The sequence below is a fragment of the Pseudomonas fluorescens genome (assembly GCF_900636825.1).
GTDB lineage: Bacteria > Pseudomonadota > Gammaproteobacteria > Pseudomonadales > Pseudomonadaceae > Aquipseudomonas > Aquipseudomonas fluorescens_BG.
The window spans coordinates 2,029,875-2,047,476 of the sequence record NZ_LR134318.1 but is presented as its reverse complement, the minus strand read 5'-3'; the positions used below and the strand labels follow the sequence as shown (position 1 = coordinate 2,047,476).

3 protein-coding genes (1 of these 3 running past the window's edge) are annotated in these 17,602 nt (G+C 62.1%); all 3 read right to left on the bottom strand.

The features are described 5' to 3' along the window. Positions 1-235: 235 nt before the first annotated feature. The gene (locus EL257_RS09235) at positions 236-2,716 is read right to left on the bottom strand and encodes a TonB-dependent siderophore receptor (protein ID WP_126361860.1); all 2,481 of its coding nucleotides are present in this window, start codon (positions 2,714-2,716) and stop codon (positions 236-238) included. A 335-nt stretch (positions 2,717-3,051) separates the two neighbouring features. Continuing rightward, the gene (locus EL257_RS09230; protein ID WP_126361858.1) at positions 3,052-6,282 is read right to left on the bottom strand and encodes a non-ribosomal peptide synthetase; all 3,231 of its coding nucleotides are present in this window, start codon (positions 6,280-6,282) and stop codon (positions 3,052-3,054) included. Further along, on the bottom strand, positions 6,279-17,602 hold the 3' portion of the coding sequence (locus EL257_RS09225) for a non-ribosomal peptide synthase/polyketide synthase (protein ID WP_126361856.1). The gene runs 2,176 nt beyond the window's last position; the window shows 11,324 of its 13,500 coding nt (coding positions 2,177-13,500); its start codon lies beyond the right edge, outside the window; the stop codon is at positions 6,279-6,281. The genes EL257_RS09230 and EL257_RS09225 overlap by 4 nt, the downstream gene beginning before the upstream one ends.

Genomic DNA, 17,602 nt, shown 5'->3' with positions numbered 1-17,602 from the left:
ACATAACCTGCAGGAACTGCTCCTGCCAGCGACAGCATCAGATCAGCCAACGTCTATTTCACCCGCCCCACCGCCATCGCCAGCAGGGCTGGCTCCCACAATGATTATTTGTCACACCAAATCCCTGTGGGTGTACCCGGCTCCCCAATGGATTCGGCTGGATATCGCCCCAAAAAAAACCGGCCCACACCCTCTCTCGAGAATGTGGGCCGGTTCGGTGAGACCCTTCAGTGCATCAGAACTTTGGGGTCCATTTCACGGAGAACATCAGGTTGCGCGGATCGCCGAAGTTGTTGTTGCCGTCCAGCTGGTTGTAACCGGCGGCAATGTACTTCTTGTCGAACAGGTTGTTGGCATTCACAGCGAGATCGACTTCCGGGGTCAACTGGTAACCGACACGGGCGTTCCACACGGTGTAGCCCGCGACATCGTAGGTCCCTTCATAACCCAGCGTATGGCTCTGAGTGACGAAGCCCAGACCAGTGCTGACGCGTTCCCATTCACCCGGCAACTGGTAGTTGGCCCACATGCGCAGCATGTGCTTCGGGGTCCAGGTGCTGAACACACGACCTTCGTTGACAGGATCTTCGATGTACTTGGTGGTGTTGTAGGTGTAGCCAGCAAACAGTTGCAGGTTTTCCACCACTTCGCCGCTGATCTCAGCGTCGATACCCTGGCTGCGCACCTTGCCAGAGGCCGTCGAGCAATACGAACCATCGCACTCGAAGCCACCGGCAATGTCGTTGACCGCACGGTTTTCCTGGTCGTAGCGGAACACCGCCAACGACGTGTTGACCCGGCCATCCATCAGCTCGCCCTTGAGGCCGATTTCGTAGTTGCTGCCAATGACCGGTTTGAGCACGGTGCCGCCGACATCGCGGTTGGTCTGCGGCTGGAACACGTCGGTGTAGCTGGCATAAACCGCCCACTCGCGGCTCAGGTCATAGACGATACCGGCGTATGGCGTGACTTCCCCGGTTTCGGTCGCGGTGCTTGGATCGTTGGGTGTTATGCCGCCGAACGAGGACTGCGCCTTGGATTTGTAGCTGAAGTCATACCAGCTGACGCGCGAACCGAGCACCAGAGTCAGATCGTCGACCGGCTTGACGCGCCAGGTGCCGTACAGGCCTTTCTGGCGCACGTCATATTTGCTCAGCGTGCCGCGACCGTTCGCGGCGATCAGGCTGTCATAGCTGATATCGGTACGGTCCTTGTTGAGGTTGAAAATCGTGTCGCTGCTGTTGGTGAAGGTGCGAGCGAGCTGGTCGTCGGTTTCGAGCTGGGAAAAGTTGCCGCCCAACATCACTTCCTGCTGCATCGACAAGGCTTCGAATTTGCCATTGAGGTTCATGTCGATGCCGACTTTGGTGGAGTCGAAATCGGTGACGAAGTTGGCGTACTGCACACCGCTGCCATCCGCTTCCAGACCGTCGCCGGCACTTTGCACGCGCTGGTTCTTCGCCTTGTTGCTTTCGGTCATGCGCACGGCACCGACCTTGAACGCCCAGTCTTCGTTGAAGCGATGTTCGAGGTCGGCATACAGCGTGGTGACGTCGATATCCGAACTGTTCCAGCGCGCACCGGTGTAAGTGGAGCGCGAGACATCCGGCATCTTGCCGTCAGCGTAACGTGGCAAGCCGCGGATCATCGGGCGCGAGTCGCCATCGGAGCGACTGACCGCCAGGCCCAGCGTGGTGTCTTCACTCAGGTCGAAGTCCAGCGAGCCGTACAGCGAAAGCGTCCGACCCCATTCGGAATCGATGAACGAGTTGCTTTGATCCTGATCGGCGACAAGGCGACCACGGATGGTGCCCGCCTGGTTCAGCGGCCCGCCCGCATCGACTTGCAGACCGTAATGATCCCAAGAGCCGGCCTTGCCGGTCACGCTCACAGTCGGCGCAGCCTGACCGCGCTTGCGCACCAGGTTGATGGCGCCGCCCGGGCTGCCGGTGCCTTGCAGCAAACCGGAGGCACCGCGGAGGATTTCCAGGCGGTCGAAGAAGACCAGATCCTGGGTCGCCCAGTTACCCAGCGAATAGGTGTTACGGGGGATCGGCACACCGTCGTACTGCCAATCGTCGATCTGGAAACCGCGCGAGGAGATGATCAAGCCCTTGCCCACGCCTTGCAGGCCGACTACACCGGTGGTCTGGTTGAGCGCGTCTTTCAGGTCAACCAGATCCTGGTCGTCCATCTGCTTGCGGGTCATCACCGTGACCGACTGCGGAATTTCCTTGAGGGTGTGGGTCCCCTTGCCGATGGTGACGGCGTTGGAGGTGTACGAGTTGCTGCCTTCAGTGGTGGCAGCGACCTGCTGCGCGCTGATGCTGGTCGCACCCAGCTCCAGACCCTGGGTGGCGGTACCGCGGACCAGCATCAGCGTGTTGCCCTCGATGCTGTAGCGCACGCCAGTTCCACGGAGCATTTCGGCGATGGCCGCCTGCGGGCTCATCTTGCCGTTGACCGCATGGCTTCTGAGCCCGGTCATGTCGTCAGCGTTGTAGATCACTTGCTGGTTGGTCTGTTGGCCGAACGCCTGCAGCGCTTGCGGCAGCGATTGCGCAGGAATATTGATGCTGACGTCTTCAGCCATCACCTGAGCGCTGAACGGCAATACACAGACCAGTCCCAAACCGGTCAACACTCGGTGCGAACGCAGGCTGCGCGACATGACGAGTGCCTTGAACAGAGGTTTCAACTCATGAATTGCTGACATCGTGCTCTCTATTATTGGTAGAAGTTAAAGTCCATTGGGCCAAAGGGCCCGCCGCTGCCTGCACAGGTGAACCGCGTACTGTCGATCGCCGCTTGGGCGACTGGCAGTGCGTGGCCGACCGGCCCCTCCCCGGGCACGGTCATCCGGCTGGACAACGGCGAAATATTTTCTGCTGAACAAACCCGGTGAACTGGCTGCCTTGCCTGTGCGGATTTGCCCACATACCTAAGTAAGACGCAGCATCTGTCAAAAACCGGAATGCGTTTATTTATCATTAGCGTAAAAAATCAAAAAAAGCCGGCGCTATTGGCGCCGGCCTTTTGTTTCCTGCTATGTCAGCTAATTTGCGCGGCCTTGGCGGCTTGCAGCTGCCGGGCCTGTTCGGCCAGGCGAGCCTTTTCCTCGGGGGTCATCGCGTCCATGCGCAGGCGCACCTGCGCCATTTTCTCCAGTTGACCGGGACTGCTCTCAACCGCGCGCAACGCCAACGCCAGGGCCGCCACGGTTGGATGATCGAACACCAGCCCCGGATGAATTTCGCACTGCAGCAACTTGCGGATACCGGCCACCAGTTTGATCACCAGCAGCGAATGACCACCGGCGGCAAAGAAATCTCGGTCGATGCCCAGGCGTTCAACGCCGAGCAGTTGCGCCATCCGCGCAGCGAGCAATTGCTCCAGTGCATCGCGCGGCGCAGCGCCTTCATCATCGGCGGCGCTGTCAGCCAACTGTTGCAATGCTTTGCGATCGATCTTGCCGTTGGCCAGGCGCGGGAACCGTTCGATCAGTTGCAGATGCTGCGGGATCATCACCGCCGGCAGCCGCGCCACCAACCCAGCCCGCGCACTGTCGAGCAGATCCGCCGTGGCGCCCTGCTGCGCCACGATAAACGCCAACAGACCTTGCTCGGCCGACGCAGCAGGCAACACCAGCGCTTCGGCAATCGAAGGCAGGCGCAGCAGCTCGGCTTCGATTTCCGCCAGCTCGATACGGAACCCGCGGACCTTGACCTGCTGATCACGCCGACCGTGCAACTGGATCGCCCCGTCGGCGCGATAGCGCGCCAGATCACCGCTGCGATAGAGACGCTGCGCCGAATCGAACGGGCTTTGAATGAAGGTCTGCGCATCGGCCTCGACATTCAGATAACCACGGCACAATTGCGCGCCGCCCAGATACAGCTCGCCCAGCACGCCCACCGGAGCCAGACGCAAATCAGCGTCCAGAACAAACACCTGATTGTTGCCGAGCACTTGGCTCAGCGCCGAACAATCGCTGGCCGAACCGTCGAGCAGCAGCGGATGAATCATCACTCCCACCGTTGCTTCGGTCGGCCCGTAGTGGTTGAACACCCGGCAATCACTGCGCAACTGCGCGATGCGTTCGATCAGCGTCGGCGCAATCGGCTCGCCCCCCAGTACCAGCGTGCGCGGCAGCTGTGGCTGCGGATGGTCGAGCAACGCCGCCAGATGCGACGGCACGATTTTCAGGCAATCGATTTGCTGTTGCTGCAGGTACTCGGCGAACAAGGCGCCGTCCCGCATCTGCGCATCGCTGGCAACGTGCAGGGTCGCGCCATTGAACAGCGCGCCGAACAACGCCGTGTTGCCCAGATCCGCCGCAACGGTGGAACTGAAAGCGAAGTTCTGGCACTGCTCAAGGCCCAGCGCCTGACTGGCCTGAGCGACGTAATTGAGCAGCTGCCGATGCTCGATCACCACGCCTTTCGGCACGCCGGTCGAGCCGGAGGTAAACAGCACGTAAGCGCTGTCGTTACCTTGGGTCGACAGCGCTGGCAATTGCGCGTCCGAGGCCGGCAGGCCGGCCAGGGTCAGCGCGTTGTGCGGCTGACCTTGCCATGCCGAGACATGCATCGCATCGGTCATCAGCAATGTCGCACCAGCCTGTTCCAGCATCGATGCCTGGCGCGCCTGCGGCCATTGCACGTCCAGCGGCAGATACGCCGCGCCAATGCGCCAGCTCGCCAACATCGCGATGACCAGATCCGCCGAGCGTGGCAATGCCAGCGCGACAATCGAGCCTGCACTGACGCCCTGTTGGCTCAGGCCTTGAGCGACGCTTTCAACGCGGGCCTGCAACTGGCCGTAACTCAACTGCTGCTGCGCATCGGTCAAGGCGACCGCGTCTGGCGTCAGTCGCGCGAGGTCGGCAATGCGCTGCGGCAAATAACGCAGGTCAGCCAGCGCCTGCGGTGCCGGGTTGATCGCCAGCAGGCGTTGCGCTGCGGGGTGACTGAGCAAATTGAATTGGCCCAACGCGCCGTGCGGGGCGGCGACAATCGCGCGTAACAGCTCGCCGAATTGTTCCAGCACGGCGTCGGCTACCGCGACCGGATAACGCGAACTGGCGAAGTGCAGATCAACGCCGCCAGGACGCAGCTTTTCGTCCATCTGCAGCTGCAACAGCAATTCAAACGCGTCCGTTTGCCTGTGCACTGCCTGCGCAGCACTCCAGCGCAAACCGCCGCCGCTCGCGGCAACGCCGATACGGCCGACGCTGAAGCCGTACGCCGGGCGTGCCGCGTCGGCCGCCAGTTCCGGTGCCCAATATTCCTGCCAGGTGCGATGCTCTTCCAGACGCGTGGCCAGTTGGCCCAGCCAATCACTGAAGCGTGCGTTAGCCGGCAGCTCCAGCGACAACGGCAGGGTTTTCTCGAACACCCCTACGGCGCTGGCGAAATAGTCGTAGTCGCCACGGCTGTCGTGCTGCAGACCGACCAGTGCCTGATCAAGTCCGCTGAGGCGCCCGAGCAACAGCCACCACGCCCCTTGCAGCACCATCGAGACAGGCTGACCAAGCTGCTCGGCCACGGCTTGCAGCGCATCGCACTGCGTTGGTGGCAGGGTCAGCGACACGCAGCAATCGGCGACACTTGTTCCAGGCCCGGCGCGGCGAGCGGCCAGCCACGGCGTCGCGATGTCCGCATGCTGGCCTTGCAAGTGTTGCTGCCAATAGGTTCGAGCCGTGGCGGCGTCCTCATCGAGGATCACTTCACTGCGCCATTCCAGATACTGGGCAAACTCGCCAGGTTCATCGTCTTCCCCCGCCTGCATACCGGCATAGGCCCGCTGTACGTGCGTCAGTAAAAGATCCAGCGAAGGCGCGTCAGCGCTGTAGCGCGCGACCCCCAGCAACAATTGCCATTGCGCGGGTGCCAGGCGATAAAGCACTGCCTGCACACTGGCCGATTTGCCGACAATAAAAGCGCGCCCCAGCGATTCGCTGATTTGCCCGCGAACCGCGTCGGCGCTTTGTTCGTCGGCATGAACCGTCAGCGGGAAATGCTCAGCAGCAGCCGCCGCCTGACGCCAACCATGGAAACCGGCAACCTTGCCCAGCCTTGCCAGCAGCATCGGCTGTTGCACCAGCACCGTGTCGAACGCGACTTGCAAGCGTTGCGGGTCAAGCTCGCCGTCGACGACCACGCTCAACCAGCGCAGAGCCTCGCCGCAAGTGGCGGTGTCTGAGAGCCGCTCGAATGACGCCTGTTGCTCAGGCGTCAGTGCGAAATTCGCCTCCTGCGCGTCAATGATCACTTCGCTCATGCTCCGGTTTCCTCAGTGTTCATTGCGACCTGGGCGCCGAGGCTCGGGCGCTCGAGGCGGCTGTGGTCGTACATGTCGCCCATGGCGACGACGATCTTGCGCGGACCTTCGAAAGGGTCGCGGGCATGCGCCACCAGCATGTTGTCGAGCAGGATCGCGTCGCCCTTCTGCCAGTCGAACCGCACGGCGCACTCTTCATACAACTCGCCGATGCGTTGCATCACTTCGTCTTCGATCGGTGTGCCGTCGCCGTAATACACGTGACGCGGCATGCGCTCGGCGCCGAACATCGACAACAGGTCTTCACGCACATCCGGCTCAAGCCAGTAGATGTGATGCAGTTGCACCTGATTGAAAAACGACTTGGCCCCGGTGAGCGGATGACGAATGATTGCCGGCCCCGGGGTGCGGGTTTGCAGTTCGTTATTGTCGAGCCAACGCCATTCGATGCCGCCCGCGCGGCAACGGGCTTCGACTTCGGCACGGTCCTCGGTCTTGAAGAAGTGCTGCCACGACACATCGAGGTTGTCGGTGAAGGTGCGCACGTACAGCAAACCTTTCGACTCGAACTTGTCGCGCAGCGCAGCCGGCAGTTTTTCGTACATCAAGCGGCAATCCACCACCGGCGTTGCACCGCCAACCGGCGCCGCTTGCTCGCAATAGAACATCTGCTTGCGCGGCCAGCGATCCTGGTGCGAACTCTCGTTGTGGAACAGGATCATCTTGCGTTCCGGGTACGGTGTGGAGCGGTAGGTATTCTTGCCGCCCTCTTTCTTCGGCAAGTCACCGTATTGACCGTACAGACCTGGCTGGATCGCTTCGGCGAACGCTTCAAAGCCCTGAATGCCATCGAGTTCGAAACCACGGAAAAGAATGCCGGCGTGAGTCGCCAGTTTTTCTTCGATCAGCGGCCGGTTGTGCTTGATCCACTCGATCAGATCGAGCTGCGGCTCATTGGGCTCCATCAGCAGCGGGAACGGCTGTGGCGCAGCGATCAGCGATTCGCGGATCGGCGCCGGGCGCACCCTGGCCACCGGGGCCGCGCCACGCTTGAGGAATTTGCCCAGTTTGTCGGCCCTGGGCGCGGCGACCGCCGGTGTGGCGGTCACGGCTGAATTGTCGACTGGCATGCTGATAGCTCCCAATTGAATGTCCTGATCAGCGACGATCTGTTCCAACAGGGCTATCCAGGCCTTCACCAGGTACTGAATGCGCTCGTGTCCGAACAAGGTTGTGGCGAATTGCCAATTACCCAGCAATTGCCCTTCTTCTTCGTCAACGAACAATGCCATGTCGAATTTAGAATGGCTCTGCACCGCCGCCAGTGGCTCGACACTCAAACCGCCCATGGACTGGGTGCGGCCCGGCAGGTTGTTCATCACGAACAACACCTGCACCAACGGGTTCATGCCCTTGTGCCGCGGCACGCCGCAGGACTCGACGATCATGTCCAGTGGCAGGTCCTGATGCTCCAGCGCACCGAGCAAGATGTCCTGCGTGCGCGCCAGGAATGCCGAAAAAGTCGTGTCCGGCGAGAAGCGCGAACGCAACGGCAAGACGTTGACGAAGAAGCCGATCAGAGGCTCCAGTTGCGCTCGCTCACGCCCGGCGACGTCGGCGCCGACCAGCACATCGTCACCGGCGCTGATCCGATGCAACAGCAGCTGGAACGATGCCAGCAGCGCGCTGTACAAGGTCACGCCCGCGTCGCTGGCAACCTCACGCAAGGCTTGGCTCAAAGCTGCCGGCAGACGGAACTGCACCGCGTCGCCGTCGTACGACGCCACCGCCCCGCGCGGCGTGTCCAGCGGCAGTTCGAGCTGGCCGCTGTAACCACGCAGCGCCTCTCGCCAGTAATCCGCCTGCTGGCCGAGAATGCCCTGGCGTTCCAGCTCCTGTTGCCACAAGGCAAAGTCCGAATACTGCACCTCCAGCGCCGGCAACGGCGTGGCATCGTCGGCCTTGCTCAGCTCATGGATCTGCACCAGTTCGTTGACCAGCACGCCCATCGACCAACCGTCGGAGATGATGTGATGCATGGAAAACAGCAGCACATGCTCGGTCGCTGACAGCTGCAGAATGCGCCCGCGCCACAACGGCGCCTGCTCCAGATCGATCGGGGTCCGCGCGTTTTCCAGCACCGCCTGCGCGACCTGCTCTTCCTGCGCACTGCGCGACAGGCCGGACAAATCGAGCACCGGGAAATCGACCTCGACCTGTTCGGCGATCAGCGCAATCGGATCGCCCTCGTCATCCTGCGTATAGGCAGTGCGCAGCACCTCGTGGCGACGCACGACTTCGGCAAAACTGCCGATGAAGCGCGCGACCGACAGTTCACCGCGCAAGCGCAACGCCAGCGGCATGCCGTACGCCGAACTGCCGCCGGACAATTGCTCTGCCACCCACAGGCGACGCTGAACCAACGACAGCGGCGCGGTCGCCTTGGCGCCCCAGGCCTTCAGCGGTACCGCCTGGCTGGCCGAACCGTCGAGGGCGCTGGTCGATTGCTCGGCCATCCACGCCGCCAGATCCTTGAGGCGCGGATAATTGAACAGATCGCGCAAGCTCAATGTGCTGGCGCTCAAATGGCGCAAGCGCGACACGGCCTGAGTGGCCAACAGCGAATGCCCGCCCAGTTCGAAGAAATGATCGTCGCGGCTGACCTGATCGAGCTCCAGCACGGTTTGCCAGATGGCGGCGATCTGCTGTTCCAGTTCACCGACCGGGGCGACAAAATCTCCCGCCGGCACAAACGTATCGACACTCGGCAAGGCCTTGCGATCGACCTTGCCGTTCGGGGTCAGCGGCAGGCTGGCGAGGAACAGCATGTGCGCCGGGATCATGTAGTCCGGCAGATGCGCCTTGAGTCGAGTCTTCAACGTTTCGGCGCTGGCCAGCGCCGCATCATCGACCACCACGTACGCCACCAACTGATGGCTGGAGGCGATCGGTTGCGCTACCACCAACGCCTGGCTGACGTTGTCGATCTGCAACAGACGGGATTCGATTTCGCCCAGCTCGATACGGAAACCGCGCACCTTTACCTGGTGATCGATACGCCCGACATATTGCAATGCGCCGTCGGCGAGATAGCGGGTCAGGTCGCCCGTGCGATACATGCGCTCGCCAGTGCCGGCGAACGGATTGGGCACGGACTTCTCCGCCGTCATCGCCGCCCGCCCCAGATAACCCCGGCTGAGGCCGGCACCGGCAAGGTACAGCTCCGCCGCAACACCCAACGGTGCCGGCAGCAAATCGCCGCCCAGAACATAGCTGGCGGTGCGCATCATCGGCCGACCGATGTTCGCTGTGCCACCCGCTTCGCGACGGGTCCAGGTGGAATAAACGGTGTCTTCCGAGGGGCCATACAAGTCGAACACATCGGCGACGGTGACCTGCTGATACAGCGTGTCTACCAGGTTCTGTTTCAGCGCCTCGCCGCACAGGTTGATGATGCGAACACCAGCAGGAATATCGCCAGCGTCCTGCAATGCATTGATGGCCGACGGCACGGTGTTGATCAGGCGCACCTGATCCCGTGCCGGCAGCTGCGGCAACTCCAGAGCATTACGCGCAATGATCAATGAACCGCCATTGGCGAGGGTGACAAACAGCTCCCACACCGACAGGTCGAAACACACCGAAGTCGAAGCGAGCACGCCCTGAATGTCTTCGCGGCTGTAGAGATTTTTCGACCAGTCGCTCAGCGCCATGATGTTGTGATGAGTGATCGATACGCCTTTGGGTTTACCGGTAGAGCCAGAGGTGTAAATCACATAGGCGAGGTTGTTCACACTCACCGCAGTGACAGGCGCAGCGGTGCTGTAGCCGGAAAGATCGAGTTGATCGAGCAGCAACACCTGCGTGTCGCTGGTGAGGCTCAAGCTCGCGGCGACATCGGTCTCGGTCAGCAGCACACGGGCACGGCTGTCTTCGAGCATGTAGGCGAGCCGGTCCGCTGGATAATCCGGATCGAGCGGCACGTAAGTGCCACCGGCCTTGAGCACCGCGAGCAACGCCACCAGCAGACTGTCGGAACGCTGCATGGCCACGCCGACGCGAACTTCTGGAGCAACGCCGATGGCGATCAAACGGTGAGCCAGGCGATTGGCCCGGGCATCGATATCGCCATAGCTGAACGCCTGATGACCGAACGTCACAGCGCGCGCATCTGGCTGCGCTGCCACCTGCCGCTCGATGGCCTGGTGGATGCAAATCGGCTCGAGGCCATGGCTTGGCTGCGGATTCCAGTCACGCAGAACGCGTTGTTCGTCGCCCGCTTCGAGCAGGTTCCATTCGCCCAGGCAACCGTCGACACTGGCGTGCAGTTCGATGAGCAATTGCTGCAACTGCGCGGCCAGCTTGGCCACAGTGGCCGCGGCAAAACTCGTGCGTTGATAGCTGAAATGCACGGTCAACTGCTGATCAAGGTTGACCATCAACGTCAGCGGGTAGTTGGTCTGCTCGTAACGGTCGACCTCGCCGAAGCGCAGGTCAGCTGATTCTGCCTGCTGCAACGCTTCGGCAATCGGGTAGTTTTCGAACACCAGAATGTTGTCGAACAACGCCTCACCGCTCTGCCCTGCCCACCGCTGAATGTCGAACAGCGGCGTATGTTCCTGCTCACGCAGCAGCAGGTTTTGCGCCTGCACCTGTTGCAACCATTGCGACACAGGCTGCTCGGCGCGTGGGCTGGCGATGATCGGCAGAGTGTTGATGAACAAGCCGATCTGCGCTTCGACGCCGTTCAACTGCGCCGGGCGCCCCGATACGGTCGCGCCGAATGTGACGGTGTCTTGCCCGGTATAGCGCTGCAACAGCAACAGCCACGCCGCTTGTACCAAGGTGTTGACCGTGACTTTTTGCGCGCGGGCAAAACGGTTGAGTTCTGCTGTTTGCTGGCTGTCCAGTGTGAGCAGATATTCACCTTGACCGGCCGCAGTCCCGTCTGCGACGTGCGGCACTGCATCGGCGAGGTAGGTCGGTGTCTCGAAGTCGGCCAGTTGGCCCTTCCAGAAGTTTTCCGTGACCTGCGCGTCCTGCTGCGTCAGCCATTCGATGTAGTCGCGATAGCGCCCCGCGCCCATCGCCGGCGCGTGGCCGTGGTAGCGCTGCAAGACATCGCCGAGCAGCTGCGAATTGCTCCAGCCATCCATCAGGATGTGATGCGAGGTGTAAATCAGATGGAAGCGCTCGGCTGCCACCTGCACCACGAGCAGACGCAGCAACGGCGCGGCGTGCAGATCGAAACCTTGCTGGCGTTGCTGATGTTCCAGCGCTTTCAGGTCAGCCGCCAGATCGTTGCGATCACGCCAGTCGAGCACGCTGAACGGCACTTGCAGGCCTTTGTGCACCACTTGCAGCGCGTTCGGCAGATCACCTTCCCAGACAAAACCGCTGCGCAGCACTTCGTGGCTTTCCAGCGCCGCTTGCCAGGCGTTGCGGAAACGCTCGACCTGCAAGCCATCGACCGCGACGCACATCTGGTTGATGTAGTCGCCGGACTGCTGCGCGTAGAGCGTGTGAAACAGCATGCCCTGCTGCATCGGTGACAACGGGTAAATGTCTTCGACCTGATAGGGGCGGATTGGCAAGCCGTCGAGCTGCGCCTGGGTCAGTCCGGCCAGCGGGACGTCCGATGGCGTCAGACCTTCAACCCCCGGCGTCAGGCAATGGCCGATCAACGCGGCCAGCTCCTCGGCATACTCCGCCGCCAGTCCCTCGATCACGGCACTGTCGAAACGCTCGCCGCTGAACGTCCAGCCCACGCGCAATTCGCCGCCATACACCTGACCGTTAAGGGTCAGCCAGTTGCCCAGCGGCGCGTCCGCGCTCTGATCGAGGCCGGCATTGTCCGGCGCTGGTGCAAACAGCGCGCCGTCATCACCCTCGAAACTGCCGTCGAACTGGCCGAGGTAGTTGAAGGTGATGCGCGGGGTCGGCAAAGCGCGCAGGCTCTGTTGTGCCTGATCATCGCCGAGATGACGCAGTGCGCCGAAACCGATGCCTTTGTTAGGGATCGAGCGCAACTGTTCCTTGATCTGCTTGATCGAATCACCCGGGGTTGCCGCCGGGGTCAGGCGCACCGGGAACAGGCTGGTGAACCAGCCGACCGTGCGAGTCAGATCGACGCCGTCGAACAGTTCTTCGCGACCATGACCTTCGAGCTGAACCAGCGTCGACAGCTGGCCGCTCCAGCGCCCGATGACCCGCGCCAATGCAGTCAGCAACAAATCGTTGATCTGGGTGCGATAGGCCGCCGGTGCTTCTTGCAGCAACTGGCGAGTCAACTCAGCGCCAAGTCGGGTCTGTACCGTTTGCGCCACGCGATTGCTCTGTGCAGCATCGACACGTTTGCACGGCAGATCGGCGCTGATATCGCTCAGGCACGCCTGCCAGTAAGCCAATTCCTGCTGCAACGCCGCGCTGTTGGCGTAGCCCTGCACATGCTCGCTCCAATCCTTGAAAGCAGTGGTTTTTGCCGGCAGATTCAGCGGCTGAGCGTCGAGCAACTGCTGGTAAGCGTTTTGCAGATCTTCCAGCAGAATCCGCCACGATACGCCGTCGACAGCCAGGTGATGGATCACCAACTGCAAGCGCTGCGTGCCATCGGCGAGATTCGCCAACACCCCGCGCAACAGCGGCCCGTTGTGCAGATCCAGACTGCGCTGGGCACGGTTGCCCAAGGCTTCCAAAGCAGCCGCATCGGCGACCTCTTCCTGCCACAGCAGGTTTTGCGGCTGTGCTTCAACGGCACGATGCTCGGCCTGCCACACGCCGTCGCGCTCAGTGAAGCTCAGGCGCAAGGCATCGTGATGGGCAACCAGTGCACGCAACACTTGCTCGATTTTATCGGCGTCCAGCGGCTGACGCGGTTTGAGCAGTACCGACTGGTTCCAGTGATGCCGCTCGGGGATGTCGTCCTCGAAAAACTGCTGCTGAATCGGCAGCAGCAGCGCCGCGCCGGTCACCGCTTGTTGATCGATGCTCGACTCGTCGGCGCCCCACTGCGCGACCAGCGCCAGACGCTGCACGGTCTGGTGCTGGAACAGGTCTTTGGGATTCAGGCGAATCCCGGCCTGACGGGCGCGGCTGACCACTTGAATCGAAATGATCGAGTCGCCCCCGAGTTCGAAGAAGTTATCGTTGAGGCCGACTTGCGGCAGTTTCAGCACGTCTTGCCAGATCGCCGCCAAGCGTTGTTCCAGCTCGCTTTGCGGAGCTTGATAAGCCTGTTGCGCCTGGCTCGCATCCGGCGACGGCAACGCGCTGCGGTTGAGCTTGCCGTTGGCCGTCAGCGGCAATTGCGCCAGCAGCAACAGGTGCGCCGGGATCATGTGATCCGGCAGATTGTCCTTGAGTGCCGCGCGCACGCCATCGCGCCACTGCGCCTGTTCGGCGGGACTGGCGTCGAGCAACGCGACATCGCTTGGCACCAGCCATGCGACCAGTTGCTGTCCGCTGAGCGCCGGTTGCGCCAGCACCACGGCTTGGCGCACGCCCGTTTGCTCAAGCAGTTGCGCTTCGATCTCGCCGAGTTCGATACGGAAACCGCGAATCTTCACCTGATGGTCGATCCGCCCGATGTATTCGATCACGCCGTCAGCGCGATAGCGCGCCAGGTCGCCGGTGCGGTACAGACGACCACCGTCAGCGGCAAACGGATCGGGAATGAAACGCAACGTGGTCAGATCGGCACGGTTCAGATAACCGCGCGCCAGACCGGCGCGACCGACGTACAGCTCACCGATGCAACCTTTGGCCACCGGGTTCAGGTCGCCGTCGAGCAGGTACCACGACAGGTCCGGAATCGGCTCGCCAATCGGGCTGCTGGCGTCGCGCTGCAAATCGGCCATCGACAACGGCCGATAGGTCACGTGCACGGTGGTTTCGGTGATGCCATACATGTTGACCAGTTGCGGCGCCTGATCGCCGAAACGCTCGAACCACGGTCGCAGGCTCTTGACTTCCAGCGCTTCGCCGCCGAACACCACATAACGCAGCGACAGCGATTGCGCCGCCTGTTGCGGGGCGCAAGCGACTTGCAGCAGTTGCTTGAACGCTGACGGGGTCTGATTGAGTACGGTAACGCCTTCGCGGCAGAGCAAGGCGAAGAAATCTTCCGGCGAGCGACTGACCTCGTACGGCACCACCACCAGCTTGCCGCCGTACAGCAGCGCACCGAAAATCTCCCACACCGAGAAGTCGAAGGCGTAGGAATGGAACAGGCTCCACACATCCGATGGGCCGAAATCGAACCAGGCACCGGTGGCTTCGAACAGGCGCAGCACGTTGCGGTGCGCGAGCAAGGTGCCCTTTGGCTGACCGGTCGAACCGGAGGTGTAGATCACGTACGCCAGGTTGTCGGCGCTCATGCGCACGTGCGGATTGCTATCGCTGTAGCCTTCGAGGTCTTCGTGATCCTGATCGAGCATCAGGCTGCGCACTGAATCCGGCACCGGCAAACGACCGAGCAGATGGCTCTGGGTCAACAGCAGCGCAATGCCGCTGTCGCCAATCATGTAGGCCAGGCGCTCTTCCGGATAGCTTGGGTCCAGCGGCACGTAGGCACCGCCAGCCTTGAGAATCGCCAACAGGCCGATGAGCATGTCGAGGCTGCGTTCCACCGCCAGGCCCACGCGCACGTCCGGGCCGACGCCGCTGGCGATCAGCTGGTGGGCCAACCGATTGGCGCGGCTGTTGAGTTCACCGTAGCTCAAGCACTGCTCGGCATACGTCACCGCAACCGCTTGCGGCGCGCGGGCGGCCTGGGCTTCGATCAAATGATGCAGGCATTCTTCGCTGGAGAAATCGGCCACGGCCGGGTTCCATTGCAGCAAGCTCGCCTCACGTTCGGCGGCGTCGTGCAGCGTCAGTTCAGCGATACGCTGGGCGCTGTCGGCGACGATGCCGTGAAGCAGATTCGTCCAGTGTTGCGACAGGCGCTCGATGGTCGCGACGTCGAACAGATCGGTGGCGTAGGTCAGCTCGACCCAGACATGATCGGTCGATTCGAAAGTGTTCAGGGTCAGGTCGAATTGCGCGGTGTTGGCAGCCCACGGCAGACCTTCGATCTCCAGCTGCGGCAGGCGCGTTGCACCTTGTGCCTGACGCGCCTGGCTCTGGTGATTGTGCATCACCTGGAACAGCGGGCTGTGGCTGAGGCTGCGTTCCGGTTGCAGCGCATCGACCAGTTGTTCAAAGGGCAGATCCTGATGCGCCTGCGCGCCGAGCACCGTGTTTTGCACTTGCTGCAACAGGCTGCGGAAGGTCTGTTGACTGTCGAACTCGGCTCTGAGCACTTGGGTGTTGACGAAGAAACCGATCAGCCCTTCCGTCTCGACCCGATTGCGGTTGGCCACCGGCACGCCGACGCGAATATCGGCCTGACCGCTGTAGCGATGCAGCAAGGTCTGGAACGAGGCCAGTAACAGCGCGAACAGCGTAACGTTTTCACCCTGCGCGACCTGCTTGAGGGCTGTCGCCAGTTCGTGGCTCAGCGGGATGTCGCGACGCGCGCCGCGGTAGCTTTGCTCGGTCGGGCGCGCGCGATCGGTCGGTAGCTCCAGCAGCGGCTGATCGCCGTCGCCCAGTTGCGCGGTCCAGTAACTCAACTGACGCTCGCGCTCGCCAGCGTCCATCCATTGTTTTTGCCACACGGCGTAGTCGGCGTACTGCACCGGCAGCGCCGGCAATTGCGCGCGCTGGCCCTGACTGAAAGCGCCGTACAACGCCACCAGCTCATCGACCATGATGTTCATCGACCAGCCATCGGAGACGATATGATGCAGGGTAATCACCAGCGCATGGTCATCGGCGGCCAGCCGCAGCAATTTCACCCGCAGCAATGGGCCTCGTTGCAGATCGAACAGGTGCAGGGTTTCTTCGCCGACCAGCGCTTGCAGCGCCGCATCGTCCAGCCCCGCCGCGTCCTGCACTTGCAGATCCAGCGTGCCATGGGCCTGAATCACTTGCAGGGTCTGGCCCTGTTGCGCGACGAAGCAGGTCCGCAAAGATTCATGACGCTCGATCAGCGCCTCGAAACTCTGCCGCAACGCCGCCAGATTCAGCTCGCCACGCAAGCGCAGCGCGGCCGGGACGTGATAGGCGGTGCTGGCCGGATCGAGTTGCCAAAGGAACCACTGGCGTTCCTGCGCATAGGAAAGTGCCAGCGGTTGCAGGCGCGGCAACGCCACTAGCGCAGGCTCTCGATCCGCCTGATCGACACCCAGCGCGGCAACAAAATCTTCCAGCGTGCTGTGTTCGAACAACGTGCGCAGCGGCACTTGCACATTCAGCGCCTGGCGCACTCGCGAGACCACTTGGGTAACCAGGAGGGAATGTCCGCCCAGTTCGAAGAAGTTGTCACTCAGGCCAACACGTTCCAGTTTGAGCACCGCTTGCCAGATCTCGGCGACGGTATGTTGGGTCGCGGTTTGTGGCGCGATATAGGTCGACTGCAACTGGCTGGCGTCGGGTGCTGGCAAAGCCTTGCGGTCGATTTTGCCGTTAGGCGTCAGTGGCAATTGCGCGAGGAACAACAGGTGCGCCGGCACCATGTATTCCGGCAGTTCCGCCTTGAGACTGGCTTTCAGCGCAGCGCGCAGGTCGACTTCGTCACTACCGCTGGCGGACGGCACCACGTACCCGACCAGTTGCGCACCGATCGGGGAATCCTGCGCGACCACGACGGTTTCGCGCACACTGTCGAGGGCGAGCAAACGCGCTTCAATCTCGCCGAGCTCGATACGGAAACCACGGATTTTCACTTGATGGTCGATCCGCCCGATGTATTCGATGACGCCTTCGGCGCGATAACGGGTCAGGTCGCCGGTGCGGTACAGGCGCGCGCCGTTTTTCGAGAACGGGTCCGGCACAAAGCGTTCGGCGGTCAGGCTCGGGCGCTGGGAATAACCGCGCGCCAGGCCATCGCCGCCGATCAGCAATTCCCCCGGCGCACCGAGCGGATTGAGCTCAAGGTCACTGCCGAGAATGTACAGCGCGGTGTTGTCGATCGGCGTGCCGAGGAATGCACGGCTGTCGTCCGCGCTCAGCGCATGTTGCGCTGACCAGATAGTGGTTTCGGTCGGGCCATAGAGGTTCCACACCCTCGGCGTCAGCGCGAGCATGCGATTGGCCAGTTCCTGCGACAGCGCCTCACCGCCACAGAGGAACGTGCGACCCTTGAGAATCGCTGCGTGTTCCTGATCGAGCAGCATGCGCCAGGTCGATGGCGTGGCTTGCAGCATGCTCACGGCATGACGTTCGATCAGCTCCAGCACCGCTTGCGGGTCTTGATGCACGTCCTTGCCGGTCAGCA